This window comes from Pseudooceanicola sp. HF7 (assembly GCF_011806405.1).
Taxonomy (GTDB): Bacteria; Pseudomonadota; Alphaproteobacteria; order Rhodobacterales; family Rhodobacteraceae; genus Pseudooceanicola.
In genome coordinates, this window is the sequence record NZ_JAATOW010000005.1 from 63054 (window position 1) to 89377 (window position 26324).

The 26324-nt window shown below is 62.9% G+C and carries 28 protein-coding genes and 2 tRNA genes; 16 read left to right on the forward strand and 14 right to left on the reverse strand.

The annotated features are described in order from the left end of the window. Positions 1–544 precede the first annotated feature (544 nt). Together HCZ97_RS04240 and HCZ97_RS04245 are read left to right on the forward strand one after the other, a co-directional pair. Complete coding sequence (locus HCZ97_RS04240; protein ID WP_167687433.1) at positions 545–1144, forward strand: recombinase family protein; 600 nt, start codon at positions 545–547, stop codon at positions 1142–1144. After that, positions 1141–1623, forward strand: coding sequence for a hypothetical protein (locus HCZ97_RS04245; RefSeq protein ID WP_167687434.1), 483 nt, complete (start codon positions 1141–1143; stop codon positions 1621–1623). Before HCZ97_RS04240 ends, HCZ97_RS04245 begins: the two co-directional genes overlap by 4 nt. On the opposite strand, the gene HCZ97_RS04250 is transcribed toward HCZ97_RS04245, so the two are convergent. Further along, on the reverse strand, positions 1614–2534 hold the full coding sequence (locus HCZ97_RS04250) for a hypothetical protein (RefSeq protein ID WP_167687435.1): 921 nt from the start codon (positions 2532–2534) through the stop codon (positions 1614–1616). The two genes, HCZ97_RS04245 and HCZ97_RS04250, sit on opposite strands and share 10 nt — an antisense overlap. Before the next feature lie 367 nt (positions 2535–2901). Here HCZ97_RS04250 and HCZ97_RS04255 point away from each other — a divergent pair, with 367 nt between their 5' ends. The 3 genes from HCZ97_RS04255 to HCZ97_RS04265 are packed head-to-tail and all read left to right on the forward strand — an operon-like array spanning position 2902 to position 4255. Next, on the forward strand, positions 2902–3627 hold the full coding sequence (locus HCZ97_RS04255; protein WP_167687436.1) for a hypothetical protein: 726 nt from the start codon (positions 2902–2904) through the stop codon (positions 3625–3627). Next, positions 3627–3887 carry a hypothetical protein gene (locus HCZ97_RS04260; protein WP_167687437.1) on the forward strand — a complete coding sequence of 87 codons (261 nt, stop codon included), beginning with the start codon at positions 3627–3629 and terminating at the stop codon, positions 3885–3887. Before HCZ97_RS04255 ends, HCZ97_RS04260 begins: the two co-directional genes overlap by 1 nt. Continuing rightward, positions 3887–4255: a hypothetical protein gene (locus HCZ97_RS04265; protein ID WP_167687438.1), complete on the forward strand. Its 369-nt coding sequence runs from the start codon at positions 3887–3889 to the stop codon at positions 4253–4255. Before HCZ97_RS04260 ends, HCZ97_RS04265 begins: the two co-directional genes overlap by 1 nt. 20 nt (positions 4256–4275) lie before the next feature. On the opposite strand, the gene HCZ97_RS04270 is transcribed toward HCZ97_RS04265, so the two are convergent. After that, positions 4276–5178, reverse strand: a complete 903-nt coding sequence (locus HCZ97_RS04270) for a hypothetical protein (RefSeq protein ID WP_167687439.1) — start codon at positions 5176–5178, stop codon at positions 4276–4278. Positions 5179–5360: 182 nt separating this feature from the next. Continuing rightward, the gene (locus HCZ97_RS04275; RefSeq protein ID WP_167687440.1) at positions 5361–6050 is read right to left on the reverse strand and encodes a hypothetical protein; all 690 of its coding nucleotides are present in this window, start codon (positions 6048–6050) and stop codon (positions 5361–5363) included. A gap of 644 nt (positions 6051–6694) precedes the next feature. Here HCZ97_RS04275 and HCZ97_RS04280 point away from each other — a divergent pair. Then, complete coding sequence (locus HCZ97_RS04280; protein ID WP_167687441.1) at positions 6695–8170, forward strand: reverse transcriptase domain-containing protein; 1476 nt, start codon at positions 6695–6697, stop codon at positions 8168–8170. Between the two features lie 101 nt (positions 8171–8271). Here the strand turns inward: HCZ97_RS04280 and HCZ97_RS04285 are convergent. Both HCZ97_RS04285 and HCZ97_RS04290 read right to left on the reverse strand, forming a co-directional pair. Next, positions 8272–8346: transfer RNA gene (locus HCZ97_RS04285), tRNA-Asn, on the reverse strand. Positions 8347–8481: 135 nt separating this feature from the next. Beyond that, a complete protein-coding gene (locus HCZ97_RS04290; protein WP_167687442.1) occupies positions 8482–9393 on the reverse strand; it encodes an MBL fold metallo-hydrolase in 912 nt (303 codons plus the stop codon). A gap of 39 nt (positions 9394–9432) precedes the next feature. On the opposite strand from HCZ97_RS04290, the gene HCZ97_RS04295 reads away from it, so the two are divergent. After that, the gene (locus HCZ97_RS04295) at positions 9433–10728 is read left to right on the forward strand and encodes an ATP-binding protein (RefSeq protein WP_167687443.1); all 1296 of its coding nucleotides are present in this window, start codon (positions 9433–9435) and stop codon (positions 10726–10728) included. A 33-nt stretch (positions 10729–10761) separates the two neighbouring features. Here the strand turns inward: HCZ97_RS04295 and HCZ97_RS04300 are convergent. Then, positions 10762–10837: transfer RNA gene (locus HCZ97_RS04300), tRNA-Ile, on the reverse strand. Positions 10838–11131: 294 nt separating this feature from the next. Here HCZ97_RS04300 and purM point away from each other — a divergent pair. Both purM and purN read left to right on the forward strand, forming a co-directional pair. After that, a complete protein-coding gene (purM, locus tag HCZ97_RS04305) occupies positions 11132–12175 on the forward strand; it encodes a phosphoribosylformylglycinamidine cyclo-ligase (RefSeq protein WP_167687444.1) in 1044 nt (347 codons plus the stop codon). After that, positions 12172–12741 carry a phosphoribosylglycinamide formyltransferase gene (gene purN / locus HCZ97_RS04310; protein WP_167687445.1) on the forward strand — a complete coding sequence of 190 codons (570 nt, stop codon included), beginning with the start codon at positions 12172–12174 and terminating at the stop codon, positions 12739–12741. Before purM ends, purN begins: the two co-directional genes overlap by 4 nt. Before the next feature lie 270 nt (positions 12742–13011). Here purN and HCZ97_RS04315 read toward each other — a convergent pair whose 3' ends face one another. Further along, on the reverse strand, positions 13012–13401 hold the full coding sequence (locus tag HCZ97_RS04315) for a helix-turn-helix domain-containing protein (protein ID WP_167687446.1): 390 nt from the start codon (positions 13399–13401) through the stop codon (positions 13012–13014). Positions 13402–13518: 117 nt separating this feature from the next. On the opposite strand from HCZ97_RS04315, the gene HCZ97_RS04320 reads away from it, so the two are divergent. Continuing rightward, positions 13519–14628, forward strand: a complete 1110-nt coding sequence (locus HCZ97_RS04320) for an NADH:flavin oxidoreductase (RefSeq protein ID WP_167687447.1) — start codon at positions 13519–13521, stop codon at positions 14626–14628. Between the two features lie 176 nt (positions 14629–14804). Then, the gene (gene rnd, locus HCZ97_RS04325; RefSeq protein WP_167687448.1) at positions 14805–15962 is read left to right on the forward strand and encodes a ribonuclease D; all 1158 of its coding nucleotides are present in this window, start codon (positions 14805–14807) and stop codon (positions 15960–15962) included. A gap of 101 nt (positions 15963–16063) precedes the next feature. Here rnd and HCZ97_RS04330 read toward each other — a convergent pair whose 3' ends face one another. Then, on the reverse strand, positions 16064–16531 hold the full coding sequence (locus tag HCZ97_RS04330; protein WP_167687449.1) for a hypothetical protein: 468 nt from the start codon (positions 16529–16531) through the stop codon (positions 16064–16066). A gap of 168 nt (positions 16532–16699) precedes the next feature. Between HCZ97_RS04330 and HCZ97_RS04335 the strand changes: the two genes are divergently transcribed. Next, complete coding sequence (locus tag HCZ97_RS04335) at positions 16700–17104, forward strand: SufE family protein (protein ID WP_167687450.1); 405 nt, start codon at positions 16700–16702, stop codon at positions 17102–17104. A gap of 33 nt (positions 17105–17137) precedes the next feature. Here HCZ97_RS04335 and HCZ97_RS04340 read toward each other — a convergent pair whose 3' ends face one another. The 3 genes from HCZ97_RS04340 to HCZ97_RS04350 form a co-directional block, all read right to left on the reverse strand. Continuing rightward, positions 17138–17635: a hypothetical protein gene (locus HCZ97_RS04340; protein WP_167687451.1), complete on the reverse strand. Its 498-nt coding sequence runs from the start codon at positions 17633–17635 to the stop codon at positions 17138–17140. Continuing rightward, the gene (locus tag HCZ97_RS04345; RefSeq protein WP_167687452.1) at positions 17635–18276 is read right to left on the reverse strand and encodes a DUF1638 domain-containing protein; all 642 of its coding nucleotides are present in this window, start codon (positions 18274–18276) and stop codon (positions 17635–17637) included. The genes HCZ97_RS04340 and HCZ97_RS04345 overlap by 1 nt, the downstream gene beginning before the upstream one ends. Before the next feature lie 107 nt (positions 18277–18383). After that, the gene (locus HCZ97_RS04350) at positions 18384–19091 is read right to left on the reverse strand and encodes a B12-binding domain-containing protein (RefSeq protein ID WP_167687453.1); all 708 of its coding nucleotides are present in this window, start codon (positions 19089–19091) and stop codon (positions 18384–18386) included. A gap of 177 nt (positions 19092–19268) precedes the next feature. On the opposite strand from HCZ97_RS04350, the gene HCZ97_RS04355 reads away from it, so the two are divergent. After that, complete coding sequence (locus HCZ97_RS04355; RefSeq protein WP_167687454.1) at positions 19269–20357, forward strand: PA0069 family radical SAM protein; 1089 nt, start codon at positions 19269–19271, stop codon at positions 20355–20357. Positions 20358–20534: 177 nt separating this feature from the next. On the opposite strand, the gene bmt is transcribed toward HCZ97_RS04355, so the two are convergent. The 3 genes from bmt to HCZ97_RS04370 form a co-directional block, all read right to left on the reverse strand. Further along, complete coding sequence (gene bmt, locus HCZ97_RS04360; RefSeq protein ID WP_167687455.1) at positions 20535–21551, reverse strand: betaine--homocysteine S-methyltransferase; 1017 nt, start codon at positions 21549–21551, stop codon at positions 20535–20537. A gap of 34 nt (positions 21552–21585) precedes the next feature. Continuing rightward, positions 21586–23457 (reverse strand): phosphatidylglycerol lysyltransferase domain-containing protein, encoded by a 1872-nt coding sequence (locus tag HCZ97_RS04365; protein ID WP_254871349.1) that lies wholly within the window; start codon positions 23455–23457, stop codon positions 21586–21588. Between the two features lie 233 nt (positions 23458–23690). Further along, positions 23691–24002, reverse strand: coding sequence for a DUF1476 domain-containing protein (locus HCZ97_RS04370; RefSeq protein ID WP_167687457.1), 312 nt, complete (start codon positions 24000–24002; stop codon positions 23691–23693). A 179-nt stretch (positions 24003–24181) separates the two neighbouring features. Between HCZ97_RS04370 and purC the strand changes: the two genes are divergently transcribed. The 3 genes from purC (at position 24182) to purQ (ending at position 26234) form a co-directional block, all read left to right on the forward strand. Beyond that, a complete protein-coding gene (gene purC / locus HCZ97_RS04375; protein WP_167687458.1) occupies positions 24182–24940 on the forward strand; it encodes a phosphoribosylaminoimidazolesuccinocarboxamide synthase in 759 nt (252 codons plus the stop codon). Positions 24941–24951: 11 nt separating this feature from the next. Further along, positions 24952–25182 carry a phosphoribosylformylglycinamidine synthase subunit PurS gene (gene purS, locus HCZ97_RS04380; protein ID WP_167687459.1) on the forward strand — a complete coding sequence of 77 codons (231 nt, stop codon included), beginning with the start codon at positions 24952–24954 and terminating at the stop codon, positions 25180–25182. A gap of 383 nt (positions 25183–25565) precedes the next feature. Further along, the gene (purQ, locus tag HCZ97_RS04385; RefSeq protein ID WP_167687460.1) at positions 25566–26234 is read left to right on the forward strand and encodes a phosphoribosylformylglycinamidine synthase subunit PurQ; all 669 of its coding nucleotides are present in this window, start codon (positions 25566–25568) and stop codon (positions 26232–26234) included. Positions 26235–26324 lie beyond the last annotated feature (90 nt).

The window sequence follows — 26324 nt, forward strand, 5'->3', positions numbered from 1 at the left end:
TGGAGGTGAATCATCTCGCCATTTCCGCCCAGAAGATCAGGGGCTTATCAGCCCGCGAGATGATCGAGATGATTCAGGCCATATCGCCTATACGCGGGCGTGCGCGTTCCCCTCCCGGAGCCCTAGTTTCTGCATTTCCCCCGCGCGCTAAGATTTAAGAAAATCATCTCTATCATCTCGGGACAGGCTAACCCTCTGAAACGGTGGCGGGAAAGTGGGAGATGATTTCGCGGTAAATCATCTCGGATCATCTCGGATCATCTCGCGGTGTGCCGGGGGCGTTGCCCCTCTGGGTTAGAATGAAGCACCTCCACGTCTTGTGCTTCTGGAAAAAGGGACCAACACCCGCCCGCTGCCGCCGATCTGGGTCGGCGGCAGCCACCCCGAAAAGGCCATCCCGGAATGGCCCGGCGGAAGCCAGCGCCGATGGGCTCGCAGGACCCGGCCCGAGGCAACCCCCTAGCCGAACGTTTACGGGGTAGACCGCCCAACAGCGTACACGGTACGTTCTACATGTGGGCAGAATGAACGGGGGAACCACAACATGAAGCGCCGCGCCGCGATCTACGCCCGGGTGAGCACCGGAGGCCAGACGCCTGACAACCAGCTTCTAAGGCTCCGGGATGTGGCGGAAAGGGCCGGTTTCCAGATCGTGGAAGAGTATGTGGACACCGCGTCCGGGGCCAGCCCCTCGCGCAGCGGGATGGACCGGATGATGAAGGATGCCGCCCGCCGCCGGTTCGACATCCTGCTTGCTTGGGACGTGTCGCGCCTTGGGCGGTCCCTGACGCAGCTCGTCGCACTGTTCGACACCCTACGCGCCCTCGGGGTGGACCTGATCCTTGAACAGCAGGGCGTGGACACATCGACCCCGGCGGGCCGGGCGCTGATGCAGATGAGCGCCGTGTTCGCTGAGTTCGAGCGGGCCATGATCGTAGAGCGCACCAAGGCGGGGATAGAGCGTGCCCGGGCGCGTGGCTCGCAGATCGGGCGTCCCCCGGCGTCTGACGCCCTGATTACCTCCATCCGGGCGCTTCGGGCTCGAGGCATGGGGATGGACAAAATCGCCCGAGAGCTTCGCTGCGGCAAGGGCCTCAGCCAGCGCATTTGCAAAGAGTACGACAAGGAGGCTGCCGAGCCATGACCGACAACAGAGACCTTCCCGCCCGCCTCGTGCCGCCCGGCTCCGGGGAGTTGGGCCGATCCCACTGGCACGTGACCGAGCTTGGCCTAGCCGTGGTCGAGGAGATGGCCGGGCGCGGCTGCCACGTCGCCACGATTGCCCGTGCCCTCGGCATGAGCAAGGATGCCTTCAAGTCCTGCCGCGACCGCCAGCCCGAGGTTGACGAGGCGTACCACCGGGGCCTCGCCCGCGAGCATGACCAGCTCGTGAGCAACCTCCGCGCCGCCGCCGATGACGGCAACATTGTCGCCAACATCTTCCTCCTGAAGGCCCGCCACCAGTACCGCGAGGGCGAGGCGCTTGAGGCGAACCTGAACCTGAGCGTGAACACCGGCGGCGTTTTGGTTGTGCCACAAAAGCAATCAGTACAGGATTTTCTTGACGGCATCGAAGACCAAGAGGCTCTCGCCAAAAATCCGCAGAAGTCGCTTCAAACATAGAATATGTACTCCGGCATCCTATATTCAGCAATTACCTGAAGCCGCTCGTCATCGTGCGTCAAAGCACCGAAACCTTCCCGGATATGCTCGGGAAGAATTTCGCCCCACGGCGTCGGAATATACACGTTTGGAGTATAAGGGTTTTGACTTAGATCGAACATGTGCCTGCGATCATCTGGCAAAGACCGCTCCGCAAGCGCTTCTTGGAAAACATTCATTTGTCTGGCGCAAACCACCGCATCGATAAAATCGTAGACGACCGCCTCTCCGCCTTCTCGGTGAAATGAGTTGGGCGTCAATAGCCCTGCGAACTCTGACAGTAAACTTCCGATAGGCTCATAAATGAAATCATCCCAAACAATGACTAGGATATTTCCACCTGGGCCACGAGGAAATCCAGAGAATTTCTCGTTTGCACTCACCAGGAAGTCTTTTACAGGATTGTCTCTTGGAAGCAGCGCGTCAGGGTTTTTCAACTGCACGCTAGCTGTAAATTCCTTCGTGATGCGGACAGGCAACTGGACACTAGAAGATCCTCTTCGGCGTTGGTGCAATAACAGGCTCGGCGACTTAACCTCAAAGTTGTAGATTCGCTCCCCGTCTACAACTTGGAACTCCGGTCGCAAACCGTTTTTCCCTCTTGGCTCAAAATGAAAGTGCGCGCAACTACTCCAAGGCATTAGCAGAATCCTATTGATTGCATAGACTTCTGCAAAAAGCTGGAGCATCTGCTGGTACTGAAGCTCATCGCGTTCCCTACCACCAAGTCGAGCCAACTCAGTGATGTACCGAACCCCGAGGCCGGGAACTACGCGCTCGGCGGATGCGCATAGCTGAGCAAACTTCCAAAGATCTTTGTTGACGATGGGAATAGAGTACAAATACCCAAGCCAGTGCCAATCCTTGGCCAAGACGCCATCCTGCGCTGCAAGGTAAAAGGCAACGGCGTCCGGGCACTGGGCAGCGACGTGCGGGACCGGAGGAGAGATTTGGGCTCTCCGGTTGTCGAAATAGTACGGCCTAAGAAACTCGTGCAAACATTACACTCCCCCGAAATCGCGCTTCCGCGCCAAAATAAACGAGCAGGTACTACCAAGATGTAATATGGAGTGCCGTCTCAGTGAAGCACTTACCAAATCCAACCTCTCAGCAACAACGAATAGCGCTCTGAGCCGCATGGGGCTCAAGATATAGTCTCCCTAGGACAAACGCCGCCCGCTGGAGGGCGCGCACCGAGCAAGGCGCTCAGGCACGGCGGCGACCACCATAGGAGACCCCATGCCCGAGCCCGCACACATCCCCGAAGGCACCGCAATCCCCGATCTGACCGCACCCCCGATGGGCAAGGCGGAGGTGATCGACTTCGCAGCAGTCGTGAGCCGCCGCACTGAGAAGTTCGGCCAGACCATTGGCACCCTCTCCGCTGGCATCGCCACGCGGGGCCGCGAGGCTGCCGAGAGCCTCGCCCGGGCTGACTTCCCGCCGGAGGCGCAGGCAGAGGCCGCGCGCAAGGCGGAGGCCAAGGCCCGCAAGGAGGTTGTGACCAACAGCACCGACCGCCGGTGGGAGATGCTGAAGGAGCTGAAGGCGGCGGAGGACACCACCCGCACCACCGCCGCGCTCTTTGCCTCGCCACAGGCCGTCCTCGCCCGGGCCGGTCTGGGCACCACCGAACGCACCAACTTTGAGGCGCAGCTCGCAGGCTCCGGCCCGGCGCAGCTGATGAACCTCGCCACGTTCGCCGTCGCCACCAAGAATGCGGTCCTCGGGGCCGCCCTCTGCGCGGTGTGCGAGCGGATGCCCCGGCGTGACCGTCCCTTCTCCCCTGCTGACTTGGCCGACCGCCTCGTGGGCGAGGAGACCCGGGCCGTGCAGGCAGCCGTCGAGGCCATCCGCAATGCCGCCCAGCGCGCAATCGTCGCAAACCGCGAATTTGAGCGCGGGCGGGTGAACCCGCTGGACCGCGTGAAGGTCGCACTCAAGAGCCAGAAGGAGGCCAACTGATGCCGCTCTACCTTGTAAGCCGCCCGAAGGGGGCGGACCACCTGAAGAACCCCGCCGGGATGCACGGCGCTCTGGTCGAGGCCGCAGACGCCGCCGCCGCCATCGCCGCTGCCAACGCCCTTGCGCCTCGGATGAACACGCCCTTCGCCGGGTACGATGCGACCGAGGTGGCGACCGCCGCCGCCGGAGGCTTTGCACCGGCGCTGATCCAAGGGGCGGTCGTGGGCGATGCCTACAGCGGCCCGGCTCGGGGGGCGTGATGAACCCCGAGACCATCGCCGCCGCATACCCTGACCTGTTCCCCCGCCGGGTCCAGCGCGCCCACATGGCGCTGCTGACTTGGGCGGAGGAGGCGAACCCCGACCGCTGGCCGACCCCGCCTGACGTGTGCCGGTTCGCCCGCCTCTACAGCGTCCCGCGCGCCACCTTGGGCGCGCTCGTGGGGATGCTCTCCATGCGTCACGACAGCCAGACCCGCGAGACGTGGGTGGACGCTGTGCGCAACCCGGAGGACGCCCCGCCGCGCCTGATCCAGCGCCACTCCCGGGACGTGATCCGGGCCTTCGGCTGGTTCTGCGCAACCACGGACCTCGGGTGGCTCCGCCTCCCGAGCCCCACCATCCATTGAATAATGGGAGGCGGCAGGCGTCAGCCGCCTCCGAGCAGCTTAAGAAGACCGCCCACCAGCGCGATAGCCCCCTCTGCGGTGAGATTGCCAGCCGCTCCGGTCAAAGCAGTCCGCACATCCTGAACCAATCCCCTAAGGGCAGTCCTGTTTGGTGCTGGTTTCTCTGTTTCAACGATTACCGCGTCGATGGTCTCCGCAAGGTCCGAGCGAGCCCCGGCATCCACTAATTGCGGGGCGGCATCGCGCAGCTGTTGCATCGTATTGCGCACTTCGGAAACACTTGCATCTGTCAGAGCGATGTCACCCGAGGTGTTGCCTTCACCCATGTTGCCAGCGAAGTTTCCTATTCTACCGATGTTAAAAGTTGTCATGACGGTCTTCGCACTTTCCATCTCAGTGGCGTTGAAGGTAAATCCCTCCCCCAAGACGCCGTTTCGCTCCATCTCGATAGACCAATCAAGGACCTTGTTTCGTACAAAATCCACAATGCCGACAATTCCCCCTCTGGGAATTTGAACAACCATTCTCGCCGTCTGGAAATTCGTCATTTTGTTGATTTCGATCACTATCTCGGGCGGGATAGGAAAGTGATAGAGACCGTTACCTTCTCGCGACACTAGATCACGAAGACTTCCGATGGACTGAGCCACACGAGCAGTGCTCAAGAGTTCCGTCATAAATTCGTCGGCAGTCTGAATGGGAATCCATCCGTTGTAAGGATTCCAGGCGGCTGGCTGGCCATGGAGCTTCCGGTGATCCGGAAGTTCACCGGATGTGTACCCGTTTAGCTCGCTGTCGACCCAAGTTTCGAGCTGCCCTAGCCCAAGCTTTGTCGCAGCTAATTTAACCCGCCGAAGGAGTGACTCGACAGAAATGTTGTCATCGAGGCAGCCGCGCTGAATTTCATTAATTAGTCCGTTCAATCGCTCACTCCCAATCCAACTTGCCCAACCGACCACTTAGATATGTGCTGGCAAAGCGTGATGCACAAGCGGACCGATTACCCCGAAACCGACCGTCCAGAGGGTGGCGCTCCCGGTGACCGGAAGCGCCTTGCCCCGTGGACTGCGCCGGATGGCCCGGGCGTGACCTTTTCGGGGTGGTGTCAGGAGGCTTCAGCTAGGTGAGACCGGAGAGCCTCAAGTGCCTGCTCTGCATCCTTTACGAGTTCCAGTGCCACCGGGTCATCCCCAGAAGGACAGAGGCGCTCCCATGACAGGTAGCCTTGGACATGGCTCAAGACGGCTTGGGAGCCAGCCGTCCATTCGTCGTCTTCCTCCGCCGCACGGGCCGCGACCGCGACCAGAGTGCCGAAGTTGCGCAGGATGTTTTCCACCCACATGCAGCCGCCCCATTCGGCCCACCATCCTTCTTCAGTCAGGGCCTCAAGCTGGTTTAGGTGGAACGCTATCTTGTGGAAGTCCGGTTCTGATCCCCCATCGGGCGAGGATGGCATTACTTCGATTACCCGCCGAGCGTGCGCGGCGGCCTGCTTGACTCCCTCAAGGGCTTCCGCCGCAGGGCGTTCCTCCGGCTCAAAATATTCCAAAGACAGCTCGCCTGCCCAATTGGCGACGGCTTCCAACATGACCGGGTAGAGGTTCTGGTCGCGTGACTGGACGGCAAGGCCCAGCTCCACCTCTCGGGCAACCAAGGTCCCGAAGTGGCGCAGCAGGTTATTGAGACCGATGCAATCCAGCGCGGGTTCGGCGGACAGTCCCTTTAGATCGGCCATCAATTCGCGGATTGCGGCGCGGTCGTCAGCGTTTAGGCCGTTGTGGTCAATGTTGCTCATGTGAAGCACTCCTTTGTTTGGAGCGCTGGCATCGAATGTGATGGATCATGCCGACACACTAACGCCAGCACCCGATTGTGGGTGTTGATGTTAAAGTGGTCGGCGCCATGTTCGGTCCCGGTCTGCCGGATCGGCAGCCTGCCTTATGGTTGGATGGAGGGGTGGCCTCCCGCCGGTCTTGCCCCCGGGCCGTATACCGGACTCTGGCGTGGCCCGTCGCCGGGCGCTCCTATCACAAGACATGACGATGGTGACTCAGGCGCGCAGCGGTTGCAATGCAATCTTTTCCCTGAGCAAGGGTGTCAAATGCTGCGAAAGAACGAAAAAAGAACTTAGCAGGTCTTGTGCCGCTGCGGCAGCGACCCCATATTGATGGTATGGCGCCCAATTGGGGGCGTTCCAGTCACGTGTTTAAACTGTCAAGGCCAGTTTCGCAGCCGGTGCAAGACGCGAGTTCGATCATTCGGGCTCCTCTCGCCAGCCACGCGGGCGGCTTTGCGGCAATCCGGCAATACCACATTGCCAGGTGCTTCACAGTATACACGACCACGTCGAAGACGAACGCACACCGCAGAACGGCGGGGGCGGAGATGTTAAGGGTCGGTGCGTTGACCCGAAGCTCTTGCCCCCTCTCGCGGAGGCCGATGGAAGACGAGTTCGATTTCACCGCCAAAGACCTAAAGCACTATCCGCATTTCGATGCGCCGATCACGCTGAAGGAAATTCGCCGCCTCGTCACAGACCCGAAGAGGGTGGCATCCAACTCCTTCTACCCCTTTTTCCTGTACGAAGAGTCATGGCAACCGTACCGCTCCACGGATGCGGCCAAGCCTGACAAGAAGACGCGACCGATCCGATACGGCGCGCGGCGAGACGCCTACATCTTTGCCTTCTACCGCCGGAAACTCTCCCGCCTCTATGAGGCGCGCCTCCGGGAGATGGGCATTGAAGATTGCCCAATTGCCTACCGGCAGGTGTTGAAGCCGGGGCGGGGTGGCGGGAAATGCAACATCGACTTCGCCAAGGACGCCTTCGATGAAATCGACCGGCTCGGGGATTGCGTGGCGGTTGCGCTCGACGTCAAAGGCTACTTTGAGAACTTGGACCACAAGCGGATCAAGCGCATTTGGTGCGACCTTCTGGGTGTTGCAGAACTTCCGCCGGACCACTACGCGGTCTTCAGGAACATCACCAAGTACAGATATGTCGATCAGCGCTCTGTCTATTCGCGGCTTGGCTATTTCGGGATGCGAGAGCGCAACGGGCACATGATCCCGGGCTTTCTGATGCCCTTCCGCGACATGCCCAAGCAGCTATGTTCCAACGCAGACTTCCGCGCCAAGATTTGCGGCGGTGATCCGAAGCACGGTCCCTCGCTCGTCCAGAAGAACGTTCTACCGCATGGTGTCCCGCAAGGTGCGCCAATCTCAGACCTGATCGCGAACTTCTACATGTTGGAGTTTGACGCAGTGATGGCTGAGTTCGCCAGAGCTGGGGGCGGGCGCTACATGCGTTACTCAGATGACATTTTGCTGATACTGCCCGGGGGGAGCCCTGAAGCACGGGCCGCAATCGACTTCGCCACGGCTGAGATGCGCAAGCATGGGCCGGAGTTGCGAATCAAAGACGCTAAGACCTGTGTTGCGCAGTTCCAGCAAGCGCCGGGCGGGCTGCGGTTCCACCATTTGAAACAGAGGCCCGACGAGGCAGCGAAGAACGGCTTTGAGTACTTGGGCTTCCGGTACGATGGGCGGCGGGTCTATGTGCGCGACAGCACCATATCCCGGTTCTACGGCAAAGTGGCAGGGGCGGCGAAACGTGAAGGGCGGCGTCACGTCGAGAGCAACCCGGCGATGGACGCTGGGACTTTGATTGGCAGCTTCGACTATCCGCTGTTCTCCCAGCGCTTCAGCAAGGTCAAGAAGTCCAACCTGACCAGCGACTACCGCAGCTGGACGTTTTACTCATACCTCAAGCGGTCTGCCGAGGCGTTCGGCCCAAAGGGAGACCGCATCCTGCGGCAGGCGCGCGGCTTCGATGAATTCATGAAGGATCGCGTAAGGTTGGCCATCGTCTCGGGCGTCGCAAAGCGTAAGCCGCCGGTGCCGGAGACCAGTTGAGCCTGACTGCCGAGCCTTACGCGGACCTTACTTTTCAGCCTTACGCGAGAAAATCCGGAAAAAGAAAAACCCTCTAAGTCACTGACCTAGAGGGCTTATCTTGGCTCCGGCGGTAGGGATCGAACCTACGACCAATTGATTAACAGTCAACTGCTCTACCGCTGAGCTACGCCGGAACACTGGGCTTCGGACTTTAGCGCGTTGCGCTGCTGTCCTGCGGTGTGTGGGCGATATAGCAATGTGATTCAGGGGCCGCAAGAGGCATTTCGACATGAGTTCGTCATTTTTTCCGCGACCCCACGGAAAGCGGCTCAGATCAACCGGAACAAGGCCCGGGCATGCAGGTCTCCTTCGGGGGAGATCCGCTTTCTTGAAGTAAGATCAATGAGATGGGCGAGAACGTTTCGCTCGGCCGCAGGCATTAGCTGTGGTTCGATATCCGTGTAAACCCGTTCGGCCAGAGCCCTTGGCGTGGCCGCGCCGTGCCCAAGCTCCAGCAAAAGCGCTTCTTCGCGCCGCAACCGATGTTGAAGCAACCAGTCCAGGCGTTCATGCGGTTCATGGATCGCCGGACCATGGCCCGGCAGGTAGATCCGGGCGGGCAGGGCGCGCAGGCGGCGGCAGGAGGCCATGAACTGCGTCAGGTCCCCATCGGGCGGTGACACGAGCGAGGTGGACCAACCCATGACAAGGTCGCCGGTAAAGATCGTGCCCTGCCAGTCGAAGCACAGGTGATTACCGAAATGCCCCGGCGTCCAGAGGGCGCGGATCTGCCAGTCCTCGGACTCGATCAGCTCTTCATCTTTCACTAGGACATCGGGCTGAAAGGCCTCGTCGACCCCTTCACCGCCGCCGATGTCGGAGACGTTGGCGAGATGCTCCATTACCTCAGACCGCCCGGCGCGGGCATCGCCGAACCCATGCACGGGCGCGCCGGTCACATCGGACAGGGACCGGGCGAGCGGCGAATGATCAAGGTGCGCATGGGTGACCAGGATATGGCTGATGCGCTGCTCCGGGCCAAGCGCGCCAAGGATGGCGTTCATGTGCACGGCATTTTCCGGTCCGGGATCGATGACGGCGACCTGGCGTTCCCCCAGCAGGAAGGTATTGGTGCCCGGCCCGGTAAAGGGAGAAGGGTTTGGGGCCAGAATCCGCCGCACGCCCGGACTCACCTCTTCGACCTGCCCGGCCAGGGGGCTCATGGCCTGTGTCATGTTCATCCTGCTTTTCTCTGCTCTGCACAGCGCCTAGGTTAGCGCATGTCTTTCGAATGGCTCAAACACTATGTCCCCCGCGGAATCTACGGCCGCGCCGCGCTCATCCTGATCCTGCCGGTGGTCACGATGCAGCTCGTGGTTTCCGTCGTCTTCATCCAGCGCCATTTTGAAGGGGTGACCGTGCAGATGACGGATGCGGTCAGCCGGGAACTGCGGCTGGTGCTCTCGCCGCCCCTTGGCGTGCCCCGCGATGACCTGGCCGAAGCGCTGGAGATCGGGCTGGGCGCCGTTGCGCTGGAGGATGTGCCGACCTCCGATTATGCCCGGTGGTATGACCTGTCGGGAAGGGTGGTGATCAGCAGCCTGAACGAACGCCTGCCTGGTGTCGCCGCGGTAGAGCTTCCGGGCGATCACGTGGTGCACCTTTACGTCGAACGCGGCGGCCAGGCCTTCCGGCTCAGCTTTGCCCGTGCGCGGGTGTCCGCGTCGAACCCGCACCAGCTGCTTGTGAACATGGTGGTCTTCGGCGTCTTCATGACGATCATCGCCTTCATCTACCTGCGCAATCAGCTGCGCCCCATCACCCGGCTTGCCGACGCGGCGGAGGCCTTTGGCCGGGGCCGCCACGTGCCTTATCGCCCCGGTGGCGCGGTCGAAGTGCGCGCGGCCGGAAATGCCTTCCTGGACATGCGCGCCCGGATCGAACGCCAGATCGAGCAGCGCACGCTCATGCTCTCCGGGGTCAGTCATGACTTGCGGACGCCCTTGACGCGGTTGCGGCTGGCGGTGTCGCTGCTGGAAGATGACGATCGCGTGCCGATGGAAAAGGACATCGACGAGATGCAACGGATGCTGGATGAATTCCTGTCCTTCGCCCGTGGCACCACCGAAGAGGTCGCTCAGGAGGTCGATCCGGTCAGCCTTGTTCATGCCATCGTCGAGGATGCCCGCCGCTCAGGTCTGGACGTGACGCTGACCCATTGCAACGGCGCAGGTGAGATGCCCTTGCGCCCCCTGGCGGTGCGCCGCGCGCTGGAGAACCTGATCGGCAACGCCGTGCGCTACGGAACACGGGCCGAGGTCAGCGTTGATCTTGCGCCGAAATCCCTGCGTATCCGGGTGGAAGACGATGGCCCCGGCATTCCCGCGGACAAACACGCCGAGGCGCTGAAACCCTTCACCCGGCTTGAGCCCTCGCGCAACCAGAACCGGGGCTCCGGTGTGGGCCTGGGCCTGTCGATCACCAACGATATCGCGCGTGCGCACGGTGGAACGTTGCGCCTGGGGCAGAGCGAAACCCTTGGCGGTTTGCAGGCCGATCTGATCATCGCGCGCTGATCCGCGGCGGCTTGGCGGGAAGGGAAGGGTGGTTGGTAGGCCCGGCAGGATTCGAACCCGCAACCAAAGCGTTATGAGCGCTCTGCTCTAACCGTTGAGCTACAGGCCCACCTTGGCCGATGTGGTAGTCAGCGCGGTCTCTGTCGTCAAGACTTGCCGAGAGGAAGCAAAGCCTCCGTCCGCCGATTGCAGTTGAAGGTCTCCGGTTTGCGCCAAGGTCATGTCCTGACCGATGAACATGACACGCGCCGGCTTGCAGGACCATAGCAAGGGGTAAGCCGGGATCCGTCGGAATCCAGCCATGGGGGGCTTTCGCGTTGCGTGACCCCCTCAGATCGGCTACCGGGTGCCGCAATGTTATCGCGCTGCCCGCGATGGAGGCCGCGCCATGAGGGAGCCTGCCATGACCGAGCGCAAGAATGGTATCAGCTATGCGGATGCGGGAGTTGATATCCAGGCCGGGAACGCCCTGGTTGAGCGGATCAAGCCCGCAGCCAAGCGGACCAGCCGCCCCGGCACCATGTCCGGCCTCGGCGGCTTCGGCGCGCTTTTCGATCTGAAGGCCGCCGGGTACACGGATCCGATCCTTGTTGCTGCCACCGATGGCGTGGGCACCAAACTGCGTATCGCGATCGACACGGGCCATGTCTCCACCATCGGGGTGGATCTTGTGGCCATGTGCGTCAACGATCTGGTCTGCCAGGGCGCAGAGCCGCTGTTCTTCCTAGACTACTTCGCCACCGGCCATCTTGAGGTCGATCAGGCCGCGTCCATCGTCGAAGGCATCGCCGCCGGGTGCGAGGCCTCTGGCTGCGCGTTGATCGGGGGTGAGACGGCGGAAATGCCCGGCATGTACCATGACGGCGACTTCGATCTTGCCGGCTTCGCCGTGGGCGCGATGGAGCGCGGTGCCGACCTGCCGAAGAATGTGGCTGCGGGCGATGTGCTGTTGGGCCTTGCCTCTGACGGTGTACACTCCAACGGCTATTCGCTGGTGCGCAAACTGGTCGATGTCTCCGGACTTGGCTGGGATGCAGACTGCCCCTGGGCAGAGGGCACCCTGGGCCAGGCGCTTCTGACCCCGACGCGTCTTTACGTCACTCAATGCCTTGCAGCCGTGCGGGCAGGGAGCGTGCATGGCCTTGCCCATATCACCGGCGGCGGCCTGACGGAAAACCTGCCCCGCGTTCTTGGCGGTCTGGGCGCCAAGGTCGACCTGGGCGCCTGGGAACTGCCGGGCGTCTTCAAGTGGCTGCAACAGGTTGGCGGTACCTCGATCGAAGATATGCTGCTGACCTTCAACTGCGGCATCGGAATGGTTCTGGCCGTGGCCCCGGAAGAGGCAGAGGCCATCGCACAGCTACTGACAGAGGAAGGCGAAACCGTCTACCGCATCGGGGAAGTGACCGAGCAGGCGGGCATGGTCTACGAAGGCAAGCTCACTTGAAACGGGTTGCCATTCTGATCTCCGGCGGCGGGTCCAACATGGTCCGCCTGCTGGAAAGCATGACCGGTGACCATCCGGCGCGGCCCGTCCTGGTGCTGTCGAACGATCCGGAAGCGGGCGGCCTGAAGAAAGCCGGCGACATGGGCGTGCCCGTGGCCGCCGTGGATCACAAGCCCTTCGGCAAGGATCGCGCCACCTTCGAGGCGAAGCTGCTGGAGCATCTGGATGCCGCCAAGCCCGACATCCTGTGCCTGGCCGGGTTCATGCGGATCCTCACACCGGATTTCATTCGCCACTTCGAAGGGCGGATGCTGAACATCCACCCCTCCCTGTTGCCGAAGTACAAGGGCCTGCACACCCATGCACGGGCGCTTGAAGCTGGCGACAGCGAAGCGGGCTGCACCGTGCACGAGGTGACGGCAGAGCTCGATTCCGGCCGAATCCTGGGGCAGGCGCGGGTGCCTGTGGTCGCGGGCGACACGCCCGGTACCCTGGCCGCGCGGGTCCTGCATGAGGAACACAGGCTCTACCCCGAAGTCCTCAGGAGCTTCGCGGAAGCGCTTTAACGCAGCGCTTCCGGGCGTCCGGAATTCCCGCGCCACGCCATGTCAGCGGAGACCTCTGAGGGGGGGAAGACAGCCGACCCCGCCAGAAGCAGAACGACGAAGGCCCCGACCGTCAAGGTCTTTACGGGAAGCCGCAAATGCGGCGCGGAGTGCAGTGCAATGGGCTGTGCCATGACAGGTCCTTTCGAGGAAAGTTGACCCGGTCATAGCACCGCCCAAAACGTCAAGAAAATGAATGATTTAGAGGGCCCGCGTCACGAATACTGATGATCAGCCCGCGCGGGTATCATAACTGCTGCGCGCAGCCTCCACCTGATCCAGGTTCTCTTTCGTCCACTGGTAGAGCGCGCGGAAGGGCGGCAGCACGGAATGTCCCAGAGGGCTCAGGTCGTATTGAACGGCTACCGGGGCGGTATCCACGACCTCCCGCGTGATGATGCCGTTACGCTCCAGTTTGCGCAGGGTCTGGCTGAGGCTCTTCTGCGAAATCCCCTCAAGCCGCCGCTTGAGCGCGTTGAACCGCGTCGGCCCATTGGCCAGGACGGTCAGCACCATCATGGACCATTTGTCCGAAAGCTCACCAAACAACACCCGGTGCGGACAATCGACCGAGAACTGCTCAGCCGCGCAGGACGAGTAATCGTGGCTCTGGTCCTCCATGCGGTTCCCTCCTGGTGACTTGGTGGCGGTTTGGTGACGTAGTGAAACTCAGGTGCGCAATTGACACCAGGTTTCCTGAATATACCTAGGGCGAGACCAAAGGAAAAGGAACTTCCCATGTCTCATCCCAACGATGTTCTCTTCCGTCCCTTCAAGCTGAAGGGTCTGGAGCTGAAGAACCGCATCGTCATGGCCCCGATGACCCGTGGCATGGCGCCCGAAGGCCAGCCCGGTGAACCCAACGCCGCCTATTACCGCCGTCGCGCGGAAAACGAAGTCGGTCTCATCCTGTCCGAAGGCACGGTGATCGACCGCCCCGCCTCTCGCAACCTGCCGGGCATCCCCTTCTTCCACGGTGACGCGCTGGATGGCTGGAAACAGGTCATCGACGGCGTGCACGAGGCCGGCGGCAAGATGGGCCCGCAGATCTGGCACACCGGCTCTACCCGGGCCAGCAAGTGGGAACCTGAGGCGCCGGTGGAAAGCCCCTCTGGCCTGATTGGCCCCGATGATCCCCGCGGCGTCGCAATGACCGAAGCGGATATCGAGGCAACCATCGCCGCCTTCGCCAGCGCCGCGGCGGATGCCAAGCGCCTTGGCTTCGACGTGGCAGAGCTGCACGGGGCCCATGGCTACCTGATCGATCAGTTCTTCTGGGACGGCACCAACCTGCGGGACGACGCCTGGGGCGGCAAGACGATCCAGGAGCGCTCCCGCTTCGCAGTCGAGGTGGTCAAGGCCGTGCGCGCCGCCGTTGGGCCGGACTTCCCGGTCATCCTGCGCCTCAGCCAGTGGAAACAGCAGGATTACAAGGTCAAGCTGACCTCGACCCCGCAAGAGATGGAAGACTGGCTTGGCCCGCTTTCTGATGCCGGCGTCGATATCTTCCACTGCTCGCAGCGTCGCTTCTGGGAACCCGAGTTCGCGGAGATCGACGGGGAAGAGGGGCTGAACTTTGCAGGCTGGGCCAAGAAGATCACGGGCAAGCCGACGATTTCTGTCGGCTCGGTTGGGCTGTCCGGCGAATTCTTCTCTGCCTTCAAGGGCGAAGGATCCCAGGCGACCTCGCTCGACAAGCTGACCGCGCGGATGGAGAAGGACGAATTCGACCTGATCGCCGTGGGGCGCGCGCTGATCTCCGATCCGGCCTGGGCCGCCAAGGTGCATCGCGCCGCCTCGGACGAGCTGACCGGCTTCAACGCAGAGGACCTGGCCGAACTGGTCTGATCCTCGGGCTGAATTCAGGTCTGAAATTCAGGCAGGGCGCCCCCGGGGTGCCCTGCCTTTTTACTGCCTGACGCCCAGCCGATCGCCTTGCGTCACCCATGGTCTTTCATTTGGCCCAAGAGCGATATATGACAGGCGGTTGAAGCGGGATGAGCCCGTGACAACGAAAGAGCGACATGCAGACGATTACCAGTACCGATGGCCTGGCGGCCTTTTGCGAAAAGGCCAGCAATCACCCTTATGTCACCGTCGATACGGAATTCCTGCGGGAACGGACATATTATTCCCAACTTTGCCTGATCCAGCTTGCCGTGCCCGGCGATGCAGAGGATGACGCGGTTCTGGTCGATCCGCTGGTCGAGGGTCTGTCGCTGGAACCGCTTTACGCGCTGTTCCGCAACCCCGACGTGGTCAAGGTCTTCCATGCCGCACGGCAGGATCTTGAGATCTTCTTCGTCGATGCCGGCGTCATTCCGCAGCCGCTCTTTGATACGCAGATCGCTGCCATGGTCTGTGGCTTCGGCGAGCAGGTCGGCTATGAGACACTTGTGCGCAAGATCGCCAAGCAGGCGCTCGACAAGTCGTCGCGCTTTACGGATTGGTCGCGCCGCCCGCTGACCGATGCCCAGAAGCAATATGCCCTGGCCGATGTGACCCACCTGCGCCAGATCTATGAATACCTGGCCGCCCAGCTGAAGAAGCAGGGCCGAGAAAAATGGGTGACCGAGGAACTGGGCATCCTGCTCAACCCCGAAACCTACGTCGTGCGCCCCGAGGACGCCTGGCGCCGGGTGCGCACGCGCACGAACTCAGGCCGCTTTCTGGCGGTTCTGCGGGAACTCGCGCGGTTCCGTGAAAACTACGCCCAGACGCGCAACGTGCCGCGCAACCGGGTCTACAAGGACGACGCGCTGGTCGAGCTGGCCTCGACCAAGCCCAAGTCACACCAGGATCTTTCCCGCTCGCGCCTGTTGCTGCGCGAAGCCCGCAAGGGCGATATCGCGGATGGGATCCTGGCGGCTGTTCAGGCCGGGATCGATTGCCCGGATGCCGATCTGCCGCGCCCGGATAAGGAGGCCGAGAAGCTTCAGGTAAACCCCGCTCTGGCCGATCTGTTGCGGGTCCTCCTGAAAGCCAAGAGCGACACCGCAGGGGTTGCGGCCAAGCTGATCGCGGCCACCTCTGAACTGGACGCTCTTGCGGCGGGTCAGCGGGATGTCCCCTCGTTGCATGGCTGGCGTCATGACGTCTTCGGCGGCGATGCGCTGCGCCTGTGCGACGGTGAAATCGGTCTGGCCACCAAGGGCCAGAAGGTCATCACGGTCGAGCTTTAACAAAGCGACCACGGATGAACTTAGAAGGGCCCCGATAGGGGCCCTTTTTCGTGCGTCGCGAATGATTTACGGGCCACGCAAGCAGCCTGCAGCCAGCCGCGTTACGGGCGCAACGCCAAGACGTTGTCGCCGCCGGCCACCTCGATCCGGTCCATGGCGGAAAGCTCCATATCGTTGAACCGGGTAGCCGTGGTCACCGCGCGCGTGGCGGCACCGCCAACGACCGGGCCATCGCGACCGACCGCGATATTGGAAACCAGCGTGTAGCGCATCACGCCATCGACAGGCTCCACCGTGCTGGGGCGCAGCGCCAGATTGTAGGAGCCCTGCACGGCCGCCGTCGCATTGACCACCAGGACGGCCCCACCGGGAAAGCGCTCAAGACTGAGGGAATCGATATGCTGGACGGGCGGGCGGCGATCCGTCGTGGCCACCACAGCGTCGCCCGGCAGCAGCGGGTTCATGGGGTTGTTCGTTACCCCGCCACCGCCGCAGGCGGCCAGAACGGCCACGCCGGCAAGGGAAAGGGGCAGTCGGACAGCGCCCGCGCGGGGAAGAAATTTACGCATCGATCGGGAGCCTCCGAGACCTGCTCAATGTACCTCTCCCATCGTCTATCCCAGACGCGCCCCCTTGAAAAGGCGGTGCTTTGCGCCGGCGATCCGCGGGCAGGGGCTGGACGCCGCCCTCCCTGCGGCTTAGGTCACTCAGGCGCGCTTTTGGACAAGAGGAATGCAATGGCACAGGACGCTTTCGAGGACATCGTCGCGGATTTCGAATTCCTTGAGGATTGGGAGGACCGCTATCGGCACGTCATCGACCTGGGCAAGGCGATGGAACCGCTGCCCGATGCGCTGAAGGTGCCCGCCACCAAGGTTGACGGCTGCGCAAGCCAGGTCTGGCTGCATCCGCGCCCCGAAAACGGCACCTTCTACTTCGACGGGGAAAGCGATGCGATGATCGTGCAGGGCCTGATCGCCGTTCTGCGAGCGCTTTATAACGGCGTCCCGATGGAGGCGCTTGCAAAAGTCGATGCCCAGGCAGAGCTGAAACGGATCAGCCTTGAGGATCACCTGTCCGCGCAACGGTCCAACGGGCTGCGGGCGATGATCAAGCGGATCAAGGAACAGGCACCCGCCTGATCCACACTCGCCGGGCCCGGCGCGCTGCCCGACTCAGCGGGGCACGTACCTGCGCAGGCCATGGAAAAAGATGTCGATTTCCAGCGCCATGCCGACCTCGAAATCGTTCAGCTCAGGCCCGGACCAGTGGAACTGCTCCAGCCGCGCCAGGTAGTCGCGGCGGGTCTGTTCATCCGCCGGCTCCAGCGGCAGGGTCTCTGCGGCGCGCAGCAGGTCGATGCGCTTGTGGACCTCTCTCATGCCGGAGAAGGCTTCCATCATCGGGCGGGTCAGCTTGGGGTCGTCCTGCCAGGAGCGGCCTGCAAAGACCTCTTGCACGACGCGGTTGCCGGAGCCGAGGCAATCATACTTCACGCAACCCGGAAATCCTTTTTCTTCAAGACTTTCGTGGATGGAGCAAAGGTGATGCTTCAGGTTGGGGCAGGGCTGTCCGGGGTTCTTGTCAAAGGCAAAGTCGCGCCCCTTGTCAAAGGCCAGTGCCAGGCAGCAGAGCGCCGCGCATTGACTGCAGTCGGTCTTGAGTCGGTCCATCAGATATTCTCGGCCAGTACGGTGGCTAGTTCACCGTAGCCCGTGTAGCGCCTTTCAAAGGCAAGGCCCAGCCGGTCAGCGGCGGCCCGCGCACGGGTTGTCAGCTCTGCGTCTTCGGTCTGGGCCAGGTAGACGAGGGTCTCGTAATTGCCGAAGTACATGTCCCGCAGCTCTGGATGACGATCAAGGCCAAGGGGCTTCCAGATCACGCTTTCGAACTGCCGGGCCAGGAAATCGGTCAGGTAGAAGGCGGTCAGCTCTTCGCGGGCGGCAAAGGTGGCCAGGCCATCGAAGAAGGCATAGCAATGCGCGCCCGGGATCATCTGCACGCCCAGCCTCTGGCAGGTTGCCTCTAGCAGCCCGCCGGTGCCGCAATCGGCATAGGCGACAAAGGTCTGTTCGTAGTCCGCGCCCCGGCGGCTGACGGCCTCTTCCACGGCGGCGGGGATCCGGTCGGGGCGGTTGTGCAGCAAGGCCGGCAGGCAGTGCAGGTCGACGTGATCCCAGCCGTTCAACTCGATCAACGCCAGGATTTCCCGCGCGAGCGCGCCGCAGGCCAGCACCAGCACCCGGCCCGAGCGCGTTTCCGGCACGAAGCCGTCACGGGTCAACGTGGCATCATCTGGCAGCGTCAGGTCCATGATAGCCCCTTTGCGTCAATGGTTTGTCGGGCGCAGCCCGGCAAAAAGAAAGCGCCGCCCAGGATATGCCGGGGCGGCGTCTGGCCGGTCAGGCGATCTTAGCCGGGTCAGGCTTCCGCTGGCGGACGGTTGTGCTTGCGCGCCATGTAGGTCTTGGCGGTTTCCACCGCAACGGCGGCGTCCCGGCAATAGGCATCAGCCCCAATGGCCTTGCCGAATTCCTCGTTCAAGGGGGCGCCGCCCACCAGCACGATGTAATCCTCTCGGATGCCCTGTTCCTTCATCGTGTCGATCACGACCTTCATGTAGGGCATCGTGGTGGTCAGCAGGGCGGACATGCCGATGATATCGGCGCCTTCCTTGGCCGCGGCCTCAAGATAGCTTTCCACGGCATTGTTGATGCCAAGGTCCACGATCTCGAATCCAGCGCCTTCCATCATCATGGCAACCAGGTTCTTGCCGATGTCGTGAATGTCGCCCTTAACCGTGCCGATCACCATCTTGCCGATCGTCGGCGCGCCGGTTTCCACCAGCAGCGGCTTGAGGATGAACATCCCGCCCTTCATGGCGTTGGCGGCCAAAAGCACCTCTGGAACGAAGAGGATCCCGTCGCGGAAGTCCGCACCCACGATCGTCATGCCCCCGACCAGTGGCTTGGTCAGGATGTCGTAGGGGCCCCAACCACGGTCCAGCAGGATTCGGACGCCCTCTTCGATCTCTTCCTTGAGGCCGTCATAGAGGTCATCCATCATCTGCTGGACAAGTTCTTCGTCATCCAGTTCGGAGAGGATGATATCGTCTTCTTCGTCGGACATATGCGTTCCTGTATCTTTGCGACGCGCCTCTTTGGATCAGCCTCTCCCCGAACGGGAGACCTGACTGGTCGAAATGCGACAGATCGCGTCATTGTGCCGACTTATACTCCTCCGGTTGGAAAGAAATACTGAAAAAAATTCATGGAGATCATGGGGCGAAGGCAGTATGTTCCCCCTATGTTCCGAACCTATGCCCATCAGATTGACAGCGATGCCCGCAAAGGTCGCGGGGCGGCCAGCAATGCGCCCGGTCGCTTTGAGCGCCAGGAGCGCGCGCCGGAACATGACGGTTGGGAGATTGCCGAAGACATGCAGCAGATCCGCACGGAGGTGAGCGATGAGCACCCCAGGAGCCTGATCAACTACACGACGTCCCCGGATCTGCCTTTCGAGCGGACGATCAATCCTTACAGGGGGTGCGAACACGGCTGCATTTATTGTTTCGCGCGCCCGACCCATGGCTACCTGGGCCTGTCGGCAGGTCTGGACTTCGAGACCAAGCTTGTCGCGCGACCCGATGCGGCAGAGGTTCTGGCGCGGGAGTTGGGCCGGAAAAGTTACAAGGTGGCCCCGATTGCGATCGGCACCAATACCGACCCCTACCAACCGATCGAGCGCGACCGCAAGATCATGCGCAGCTGCCTTGAGGTGCTTGAGGTGCATCGCCATCCTGTGATGATCACCACGAAGGGGACGGGTATTCTGCGGGACCTGGATATTCTGAAACGGATGGCGCGGCTGGGGCTGGTGCAGGTGGGGATCTCCATCACCACGCTGGATCCGGAGATCGCGCGCCGGATGGAGCCGCGCGTGCCAAGGCCGGAGAAGCGGCTGGAGGTGGTCCGGGGGCTGGCCAGGGCCGGGGTGCCGGTGCGGGTCATGGTCTCTCCGGTGGTGCCCGGGCTGACGGAGGCAGAGATCGAGGCGATCCTGGCCGCAGCAAATACAGCCGGTGCCTCTTCGGCTAGCTGGATCATGCTGCGCTTGCCGCACGAGGTGTCACCGCTGTTCCAGGACTGGTTGGCAGAGCATTACCCGGCACGGGCCGCACGCGTAATGGCGCGGCTCAGGGAGATGCATGGAGGCAAGGAATACGAGGCCGAATGGTTCCGCCGCATGCGCGGGACGGGGCCATATGCGGCCATGATCGGGCAGAGGTTTCGCCTTGCGGTCAAGCGGTTGGGTCTGGATCAGGCGCAGCCGGAATTGCGCTGTGACCTGTTCCGGGTGCCGGTGAAACCGGGAGAGCAATTGTCGCTGTTCTGATGGCCTAGGTGCGAGCCAGGCGGTGCGGGCGGCGGGGGCTTTGCCCCCACGCTCCCTGACCCCTCGATGGGGTTAGGGAGCGTTCCCCCAGAGTTTTCCGGCAAGAAGAAATCAGGCGGGGCGGCGCGCGGATCTTGTTTAGGTTCGGCGCGCAGGCCTTTGATTTAAAACCAGAAATTAGCCGCGACGGCGGCGTGATTTGCGTGCGGGGACGGCGTTGGCGTCATCGCCGGTGCCATCGCTGGCCGAGGAGAAGCCACCGAGTTTCTCGGTGATCTGCTCGAGCGTCGGGCGCGGCCCGCGGGGGCGGCTTTCCAGCGCTTCGTGCATCTTCTCGAGGTGCTCGGCCATGGTGCCGCAGCAGCCGCCGATGATTGTGGCACCGCAATCGCGGGCCATAATGGCATATTCCGCCATGAGGTCCGGCGTGCCGTCATAGTGGATGTGGCCGTCTTCGTATTTCGGGATGCCGGCGTTGCCCTTGGCGATGATGGGCCGTTCGACACCGGAGGCGGAGAAGCCCAGCACCGTGCGCAGCAGGTCGGAGGCACCGACGCCGCAGTTTGCGCCATAGGCGATGGGGGGATTTTCCAGCTTTTCCACCATCTTGACCATGGCTTCGGAGGTGACGCCCATCATGGTGCGGCCCGCGGTGTCAAAGGACATGGTCCCGCACCAGGGCATATCGGCCAGTTTGAAGGCCTCGGCCGCGGCACGGTATTCCTCGGGCGCGGAGATGGTTTCGAGCCAGAGCACGTCTGCGCCACCGGCCTTCAGGCCCTCGGCCTGCTCATGGAAGATCTCGACCGCCAATTCGTGGGTGAGCGGGCCCATGGGCGCCATGATTTCGCCGGTGGGTCCGACGGAGCCTGCGACAACGACCGGGCGGCCGGCCTTGTCAGCTACGTCGCGGCCCAGCTCGGCGGAGATGCGGGAGAGCTCGCCCGCGCGCTTTTCGGCGCCGTGCAGCTTCAGGCGAGAGGCGTTGCCTCCGAAGGAATTGGTCAGGAAGAGGTCCGAGCCCGCATCCACGGCCAGGCTGTAGAGTTTCTTGATCCGGTCCGGATGTTCCTCATTCCACATTTCCGGCGCATCGCCGGAGCTGAGGCCCATGTTGAAGAGGTTGGTACCGGTTGCGCCATCGGCCATCAGCCAGTCACGTGTCTCCAGCAGGCGGGAGAGGGCATTGGTCATTTCGGACTCCTTGCGATTTCAGACGCCGGGCGGGTCAACTCCGCAGGGCGCAGGCTTTTGCCGTCTCCCCGTCATACGATGCCTGTTGGCGGGTGGAAAGGGGCTGGGCCCTTGGCGCCGGGCGGCGCATGGCCAGGGCCAGGTCCGCTGCTGCAAGGATCAGCGACAGGTGGCTGGGCGCGGTCATGTAGAGCGGTATGCGGCGCGGCGCGAAGCTGTCCTTGAAACGGATAAGGCCAGCGCCGCCGGACTGCCGGGCGATGCGATTGCGCAGGCGCGCCATCAGGGGATGTTCGCGCAGGTCGCGGGCGGGCATGGCGGCGAGGGAGAGGGGCAGGCCTTCTGCGCGGGCGTCTTGCAGCGCGGCCGTGATCAGCAGGTGCATGGTGCCGTCAGGCAGGTCCGCGCCATGGCGCATCAGGTCAAGGCAGAGCTGTTGGCGGTTCTCGTGGAAGGTGACGAAGGCCACCAGCTTTTCGCCCCGCCAGGCCAGGTAGCATCTTTGGTCGGCGACGTAATCCGGGTCATAGCGCCCGGTGGAAAGGCCGCGCGCCTGACCATGTTCTGCGCTCCAGGAGAGGTCCAGCGCCGCCATCTGATCAAAGGGCAGCTGGCGCGCGCGGGTGACCGAGATCCCTGCCTTCTCTGCATTGCGAAGCTTGCGGCGCAATTGACGGAAGCGAGACCCTTCAAGGGTGAAATCCTGAGGCATGACAATGGCTTCATCGGCGACCCTGAGGCATTTCCAGCCCAAATCCCGGGCCCCGACCGCGTTGCGGGCCGAGCATTTGTAGGCCACCGCGATCCGGTTGGAAGACCGCGCGGCTGCGGCCAGTCGTGGCAGCAACGGCTTCAGCGGCCCACAGAGGGGATCGAAGAGCAGCGTGAGGCTTTGCGGCGTGTCGATGACAAGCGCGCTGTTATGGCTAGTGCCCAGCATGCGGGCACCGTTCTGTCGGGCCAGTCCACATTCACTTCGGGGCGCAAGGTCCAGCAAGAGCTCGGGGATGTCGCGGGGGACATGACGGCGCGGCACGTGGTCTTCCCAGTGGCGCGCGCGATGCAGGCCCTGGGCCATGGCGTAGCCAAGCGCGATTGTGGCGGGGGCGGCGTAGTAGACCAGGCGGAAGGCCAGGATGGTGGCCATAAGCTCTGCCTCTGCCACTTGCGGCAGGAGGGCCAGTAAGGTCAGCTCGAACGGGCCGACACCGCCGGGGGTGCTACCGAAAAGGCCAGCGCCGAGGGCCAGCAGGAAGCAGGGCAGCAGCAGGGTGAAGGGCACGGCACCGGGCAGCAGGACATGCAGAGCGACGGCCGCGGCGAAGGTGTCTATGACCGCGAAAAAGGCAATGGCGGCAATAGCATGGAGGGAGGGGATGCGCAGGCGCCAGCGACCGAGGCGCAGTTGCGGGACGAAGAGGCTGAGTGCCGGAAGGCCCAGCCCGAGGAAGAGCGCCATAAGCGCCAGCCCGACGGGCAGCAGCCCCGGCGCCAGAACTAGGCAGGCCAGTCCTGTGACCACGGCCCAGGCCAGCAGGAAGGACAGGGAGACGGCGGCGGTCACCTGCGCGGCCCGCATGGCCCCGAGGCCGGGCACCAGTTTCCAGCGCGCCAGAGTGCCTGTGACCACGCCCAGCCCCAGCACCTGGGCAAAAGCGATGGCGGACGCGCCGGAAACCTGTGCCTCCGTATCGGAAACGCCTGTGCGCAGGTGGCGGTGCATGACGGCATCGTACCGACCAAGCGCCCAGAAGCTGAGCGCGGTGGCGGCGACGGCGGCAGCCCATTGGGGCGCCTGAACCGCGCGGAAGGCATCCCAGAGATGCGCGGGCTCAAGCGAAGAAAGACGCCCGGCCAGAAGCCAGAGGCAGACCGCGCCGATTGTCAGGGGAAGGGCAAGGCGCATCACTCCACGGCGCCCACGCCGGGGCGCGCCACTGGCCATTGTCATTACAGGTCCTCTCCACTCACTCCGCGAGAAGGACTAGGGCCTGCGCCTTGCCAGAAGCTTAAACGCCCGGTCCGAAACCCTGTGAATTTGACCTGTTGGCATCGCAGAGCAACCTTCACGCACAACGTAAGGGGCGGCTGAAAATCAAGCGGTTCCAGAAGCTTGCCTGCCGGGCTTGATCTGATGGGTCAGGCGGCCTCGGGGTCTTCCGCGGCCTGGACCAGGTAATCGGCCATGCGTTCGGCGATCTGGGCTTCCGTGGCATATCCGGTCAGATCCTGCGTCAGGCGTGCCAGCACGCCCTGGCCTGACGTGCCCGCCAGCCCTGCCTGCACGTTGGACTGAGCATAGGTTTCGGCCTCTGCTTCGGGCAGTCGCAGGATCCCTGCGGCCCAAAGCCCGACCAGCCTGTCGCGGCGGGCGCGGATGGCGAAGAGACGATCCTGGTCGAGTGCGAACTTGGCCTCATAGGCGCGTTCGCGTTCGTCGAAGGTCCTCATGGCTTTCTCCCGCGTTATGCCCTTGTATCATGCCACGAAAGGGTCGATTTCCCAAGCGGAAGCGACAGGACGGTGGCGCGGGGGACCGCAGCCGCGCGGCTCTCTTGCGGGCGAGGCAGGCTTGCACTAAGAGGTCGCAACGGCGAGACTCTTCTCCCTGCTATTGAGAGGCCCAGGCCATGGCGCGACGCAAAAAAATCTATGAAGGCAAGGCCAAGATTCTCTATGAAGGCCCGGAGCCCGGCACCATCGTCCAGTATTTCAAGGACGACGCCACGGCCTTCAACGCCGAGAAGAAAGCGACGATCGAGGGGAAGGGTGTCTTGAACAACCGTCTCAGCGAGTTCTTCATGACCGGCCTCAACGGCATCGGCGTTCCCACGCACTTCATCCGTCGCCTGAACATGCGCGAACAGCTGTGCCGCAGCTGCGAGATCATCCCGCTGGAGATCATCGTGCGCAACGTGGCCGCCGGCAGCCTGTCCAAGCGCCTTGGCATCGAGGAAGGCACGCCGCTGCCGCGCCCGATCGTCGAGTATTGCTTCAAGGATGATGCGCTTGGCGATCCCATGGTCAGCGAAGAGCATATCGCCGCCTTCGGCTGGGCCAGCCAGCAGGACATGGACGATATCCTGCATCTTGCGCTGCGCGTGAACGATTTCCTGTCCGGCGTCATGCTGGCCGCCGGCATCCGGCTGGTGGACTTCAAGATCGAGGTCGGCCGCGTGTTTGAAGGTGACTTCCAACGTCTTGTGGTTGCTGATGAAATCAGCCCCGACAGCTGCCGCCTTTGGGATATCGAAAGCGGTCAGCACCTGGACAAGGATGTCTTCCGCCGTGACCTGGGCAGCCTGACGGATGCCTATACAGAGGTCGCCCGCCGCCTGGGCGTGATGCCCAAGACCAGCGGCCCGAGCAAACCCACGCTGATCAACTGAGGAGCCCGCCGATGAAAGCCCGTGTCCATGTCATGCTGAAGAACGGCGTTCTGGATCCCCAGGGCGAGGCCGTGCGCCATGCGCTCGGCAGCCTGGGGTTCGACGGGGTCGAAGGGGTCCGCCAGGGCAAGGTCATCGAGCTTGACCTGGCAGAGGGCACCACGGAAGCGACCGTCACCGAGATGTGCGAAAAGCTGCTCGCCAATACGGTGATCGAAAGCTACTCCGTCGAGATCGGCTGAAAGTCTCTGAAAGATTAACGCGGTCTTCACGAAGACCGTGCGGAGCGCACCGACAGGACTGTCGGTGCGCTTTTTCGCGCCAGGCCATCGATTCACCGGTAAACGGTCTGAAATCCGGCGATTTTCCCATGTCTGTTTCACGTCCGTATCACGTCGGTATTACGTCGGTGCGCGTGTCGGTAATTGGCCGGGTTAAGAGAGCGCGCGTTGCGTCGGGCCGTGATCGGGGCGCGGGATTCCGCGGCGGCGCTTCACAGGGCGCGCAAATGGCCCGCAAAGCCGGGACGGGTGGTCGGAAAGGCTTGCCTTCGCTGCCGCTTGGGACGTAAGAGGCAGCCAAGCCGGAACACCCATCCACATCCAACCCCGCGAGGTGCCTGCCGATGAAAGCCGCTGTCCTTGTTTTCCCCGGATCCAACTGCGATCGGGATCTGAAAGTGGCCTTCGAGGCCGTGGGCGCGGAGGTGACCATGGTCTGGCACAAGGAAAGCACCTTGCCGGACGGCGTGGACATCGTGGGCGTGCCGGGCGGCTTTTCCTACGGCGATTACCTGCGCTGCGGGGCCATCGCGGCCAATTCCCCGATCTGCACCGAGCTCAAGCGCCACGTCGATCGCGGCGGCTATGCCCTGGGCATCTGCAACGGCTTCCAGATCCTGACGGAAACCCGCATCCTGCCGGGCGCGCTGATCCGCAATGCCGGGCTGAAGTACATCTGCAAGCATGTGCCGCTGACGGTCACCACCTCTGACAGCGTGTTCACCCAAGGGTACAACGCGGGCAGCACGGTCTCTATCCCGATTGCGCACCACGATGGCAACTACCAGGCCGATGACGCGCTGCGGGCGGCGCTGGCGGATGCGGACCGGATCGCCTTTACCTATGAAGACAACCCCAATGGCTCTGCCGGGGATATCGCCGGCGTGCTGAGCGAGAACCGCCGCGTGCTTGGCATGATGCCGCACCCGGAGCGGGCCGCGGACGAGGGCCACGGCGGCACCGATGGCGCGGCGCTGTTCACCGGCATCGCCGGGGCGCTTGTCGCCGCCTGAGCGCGCAAAGCTCCCGCTCTGCCACGGGCGGGACTGGTTTCAGAGATCACCCAAGATTGCGCTGTCGCACCATGCGGCAGCGCATTTTGC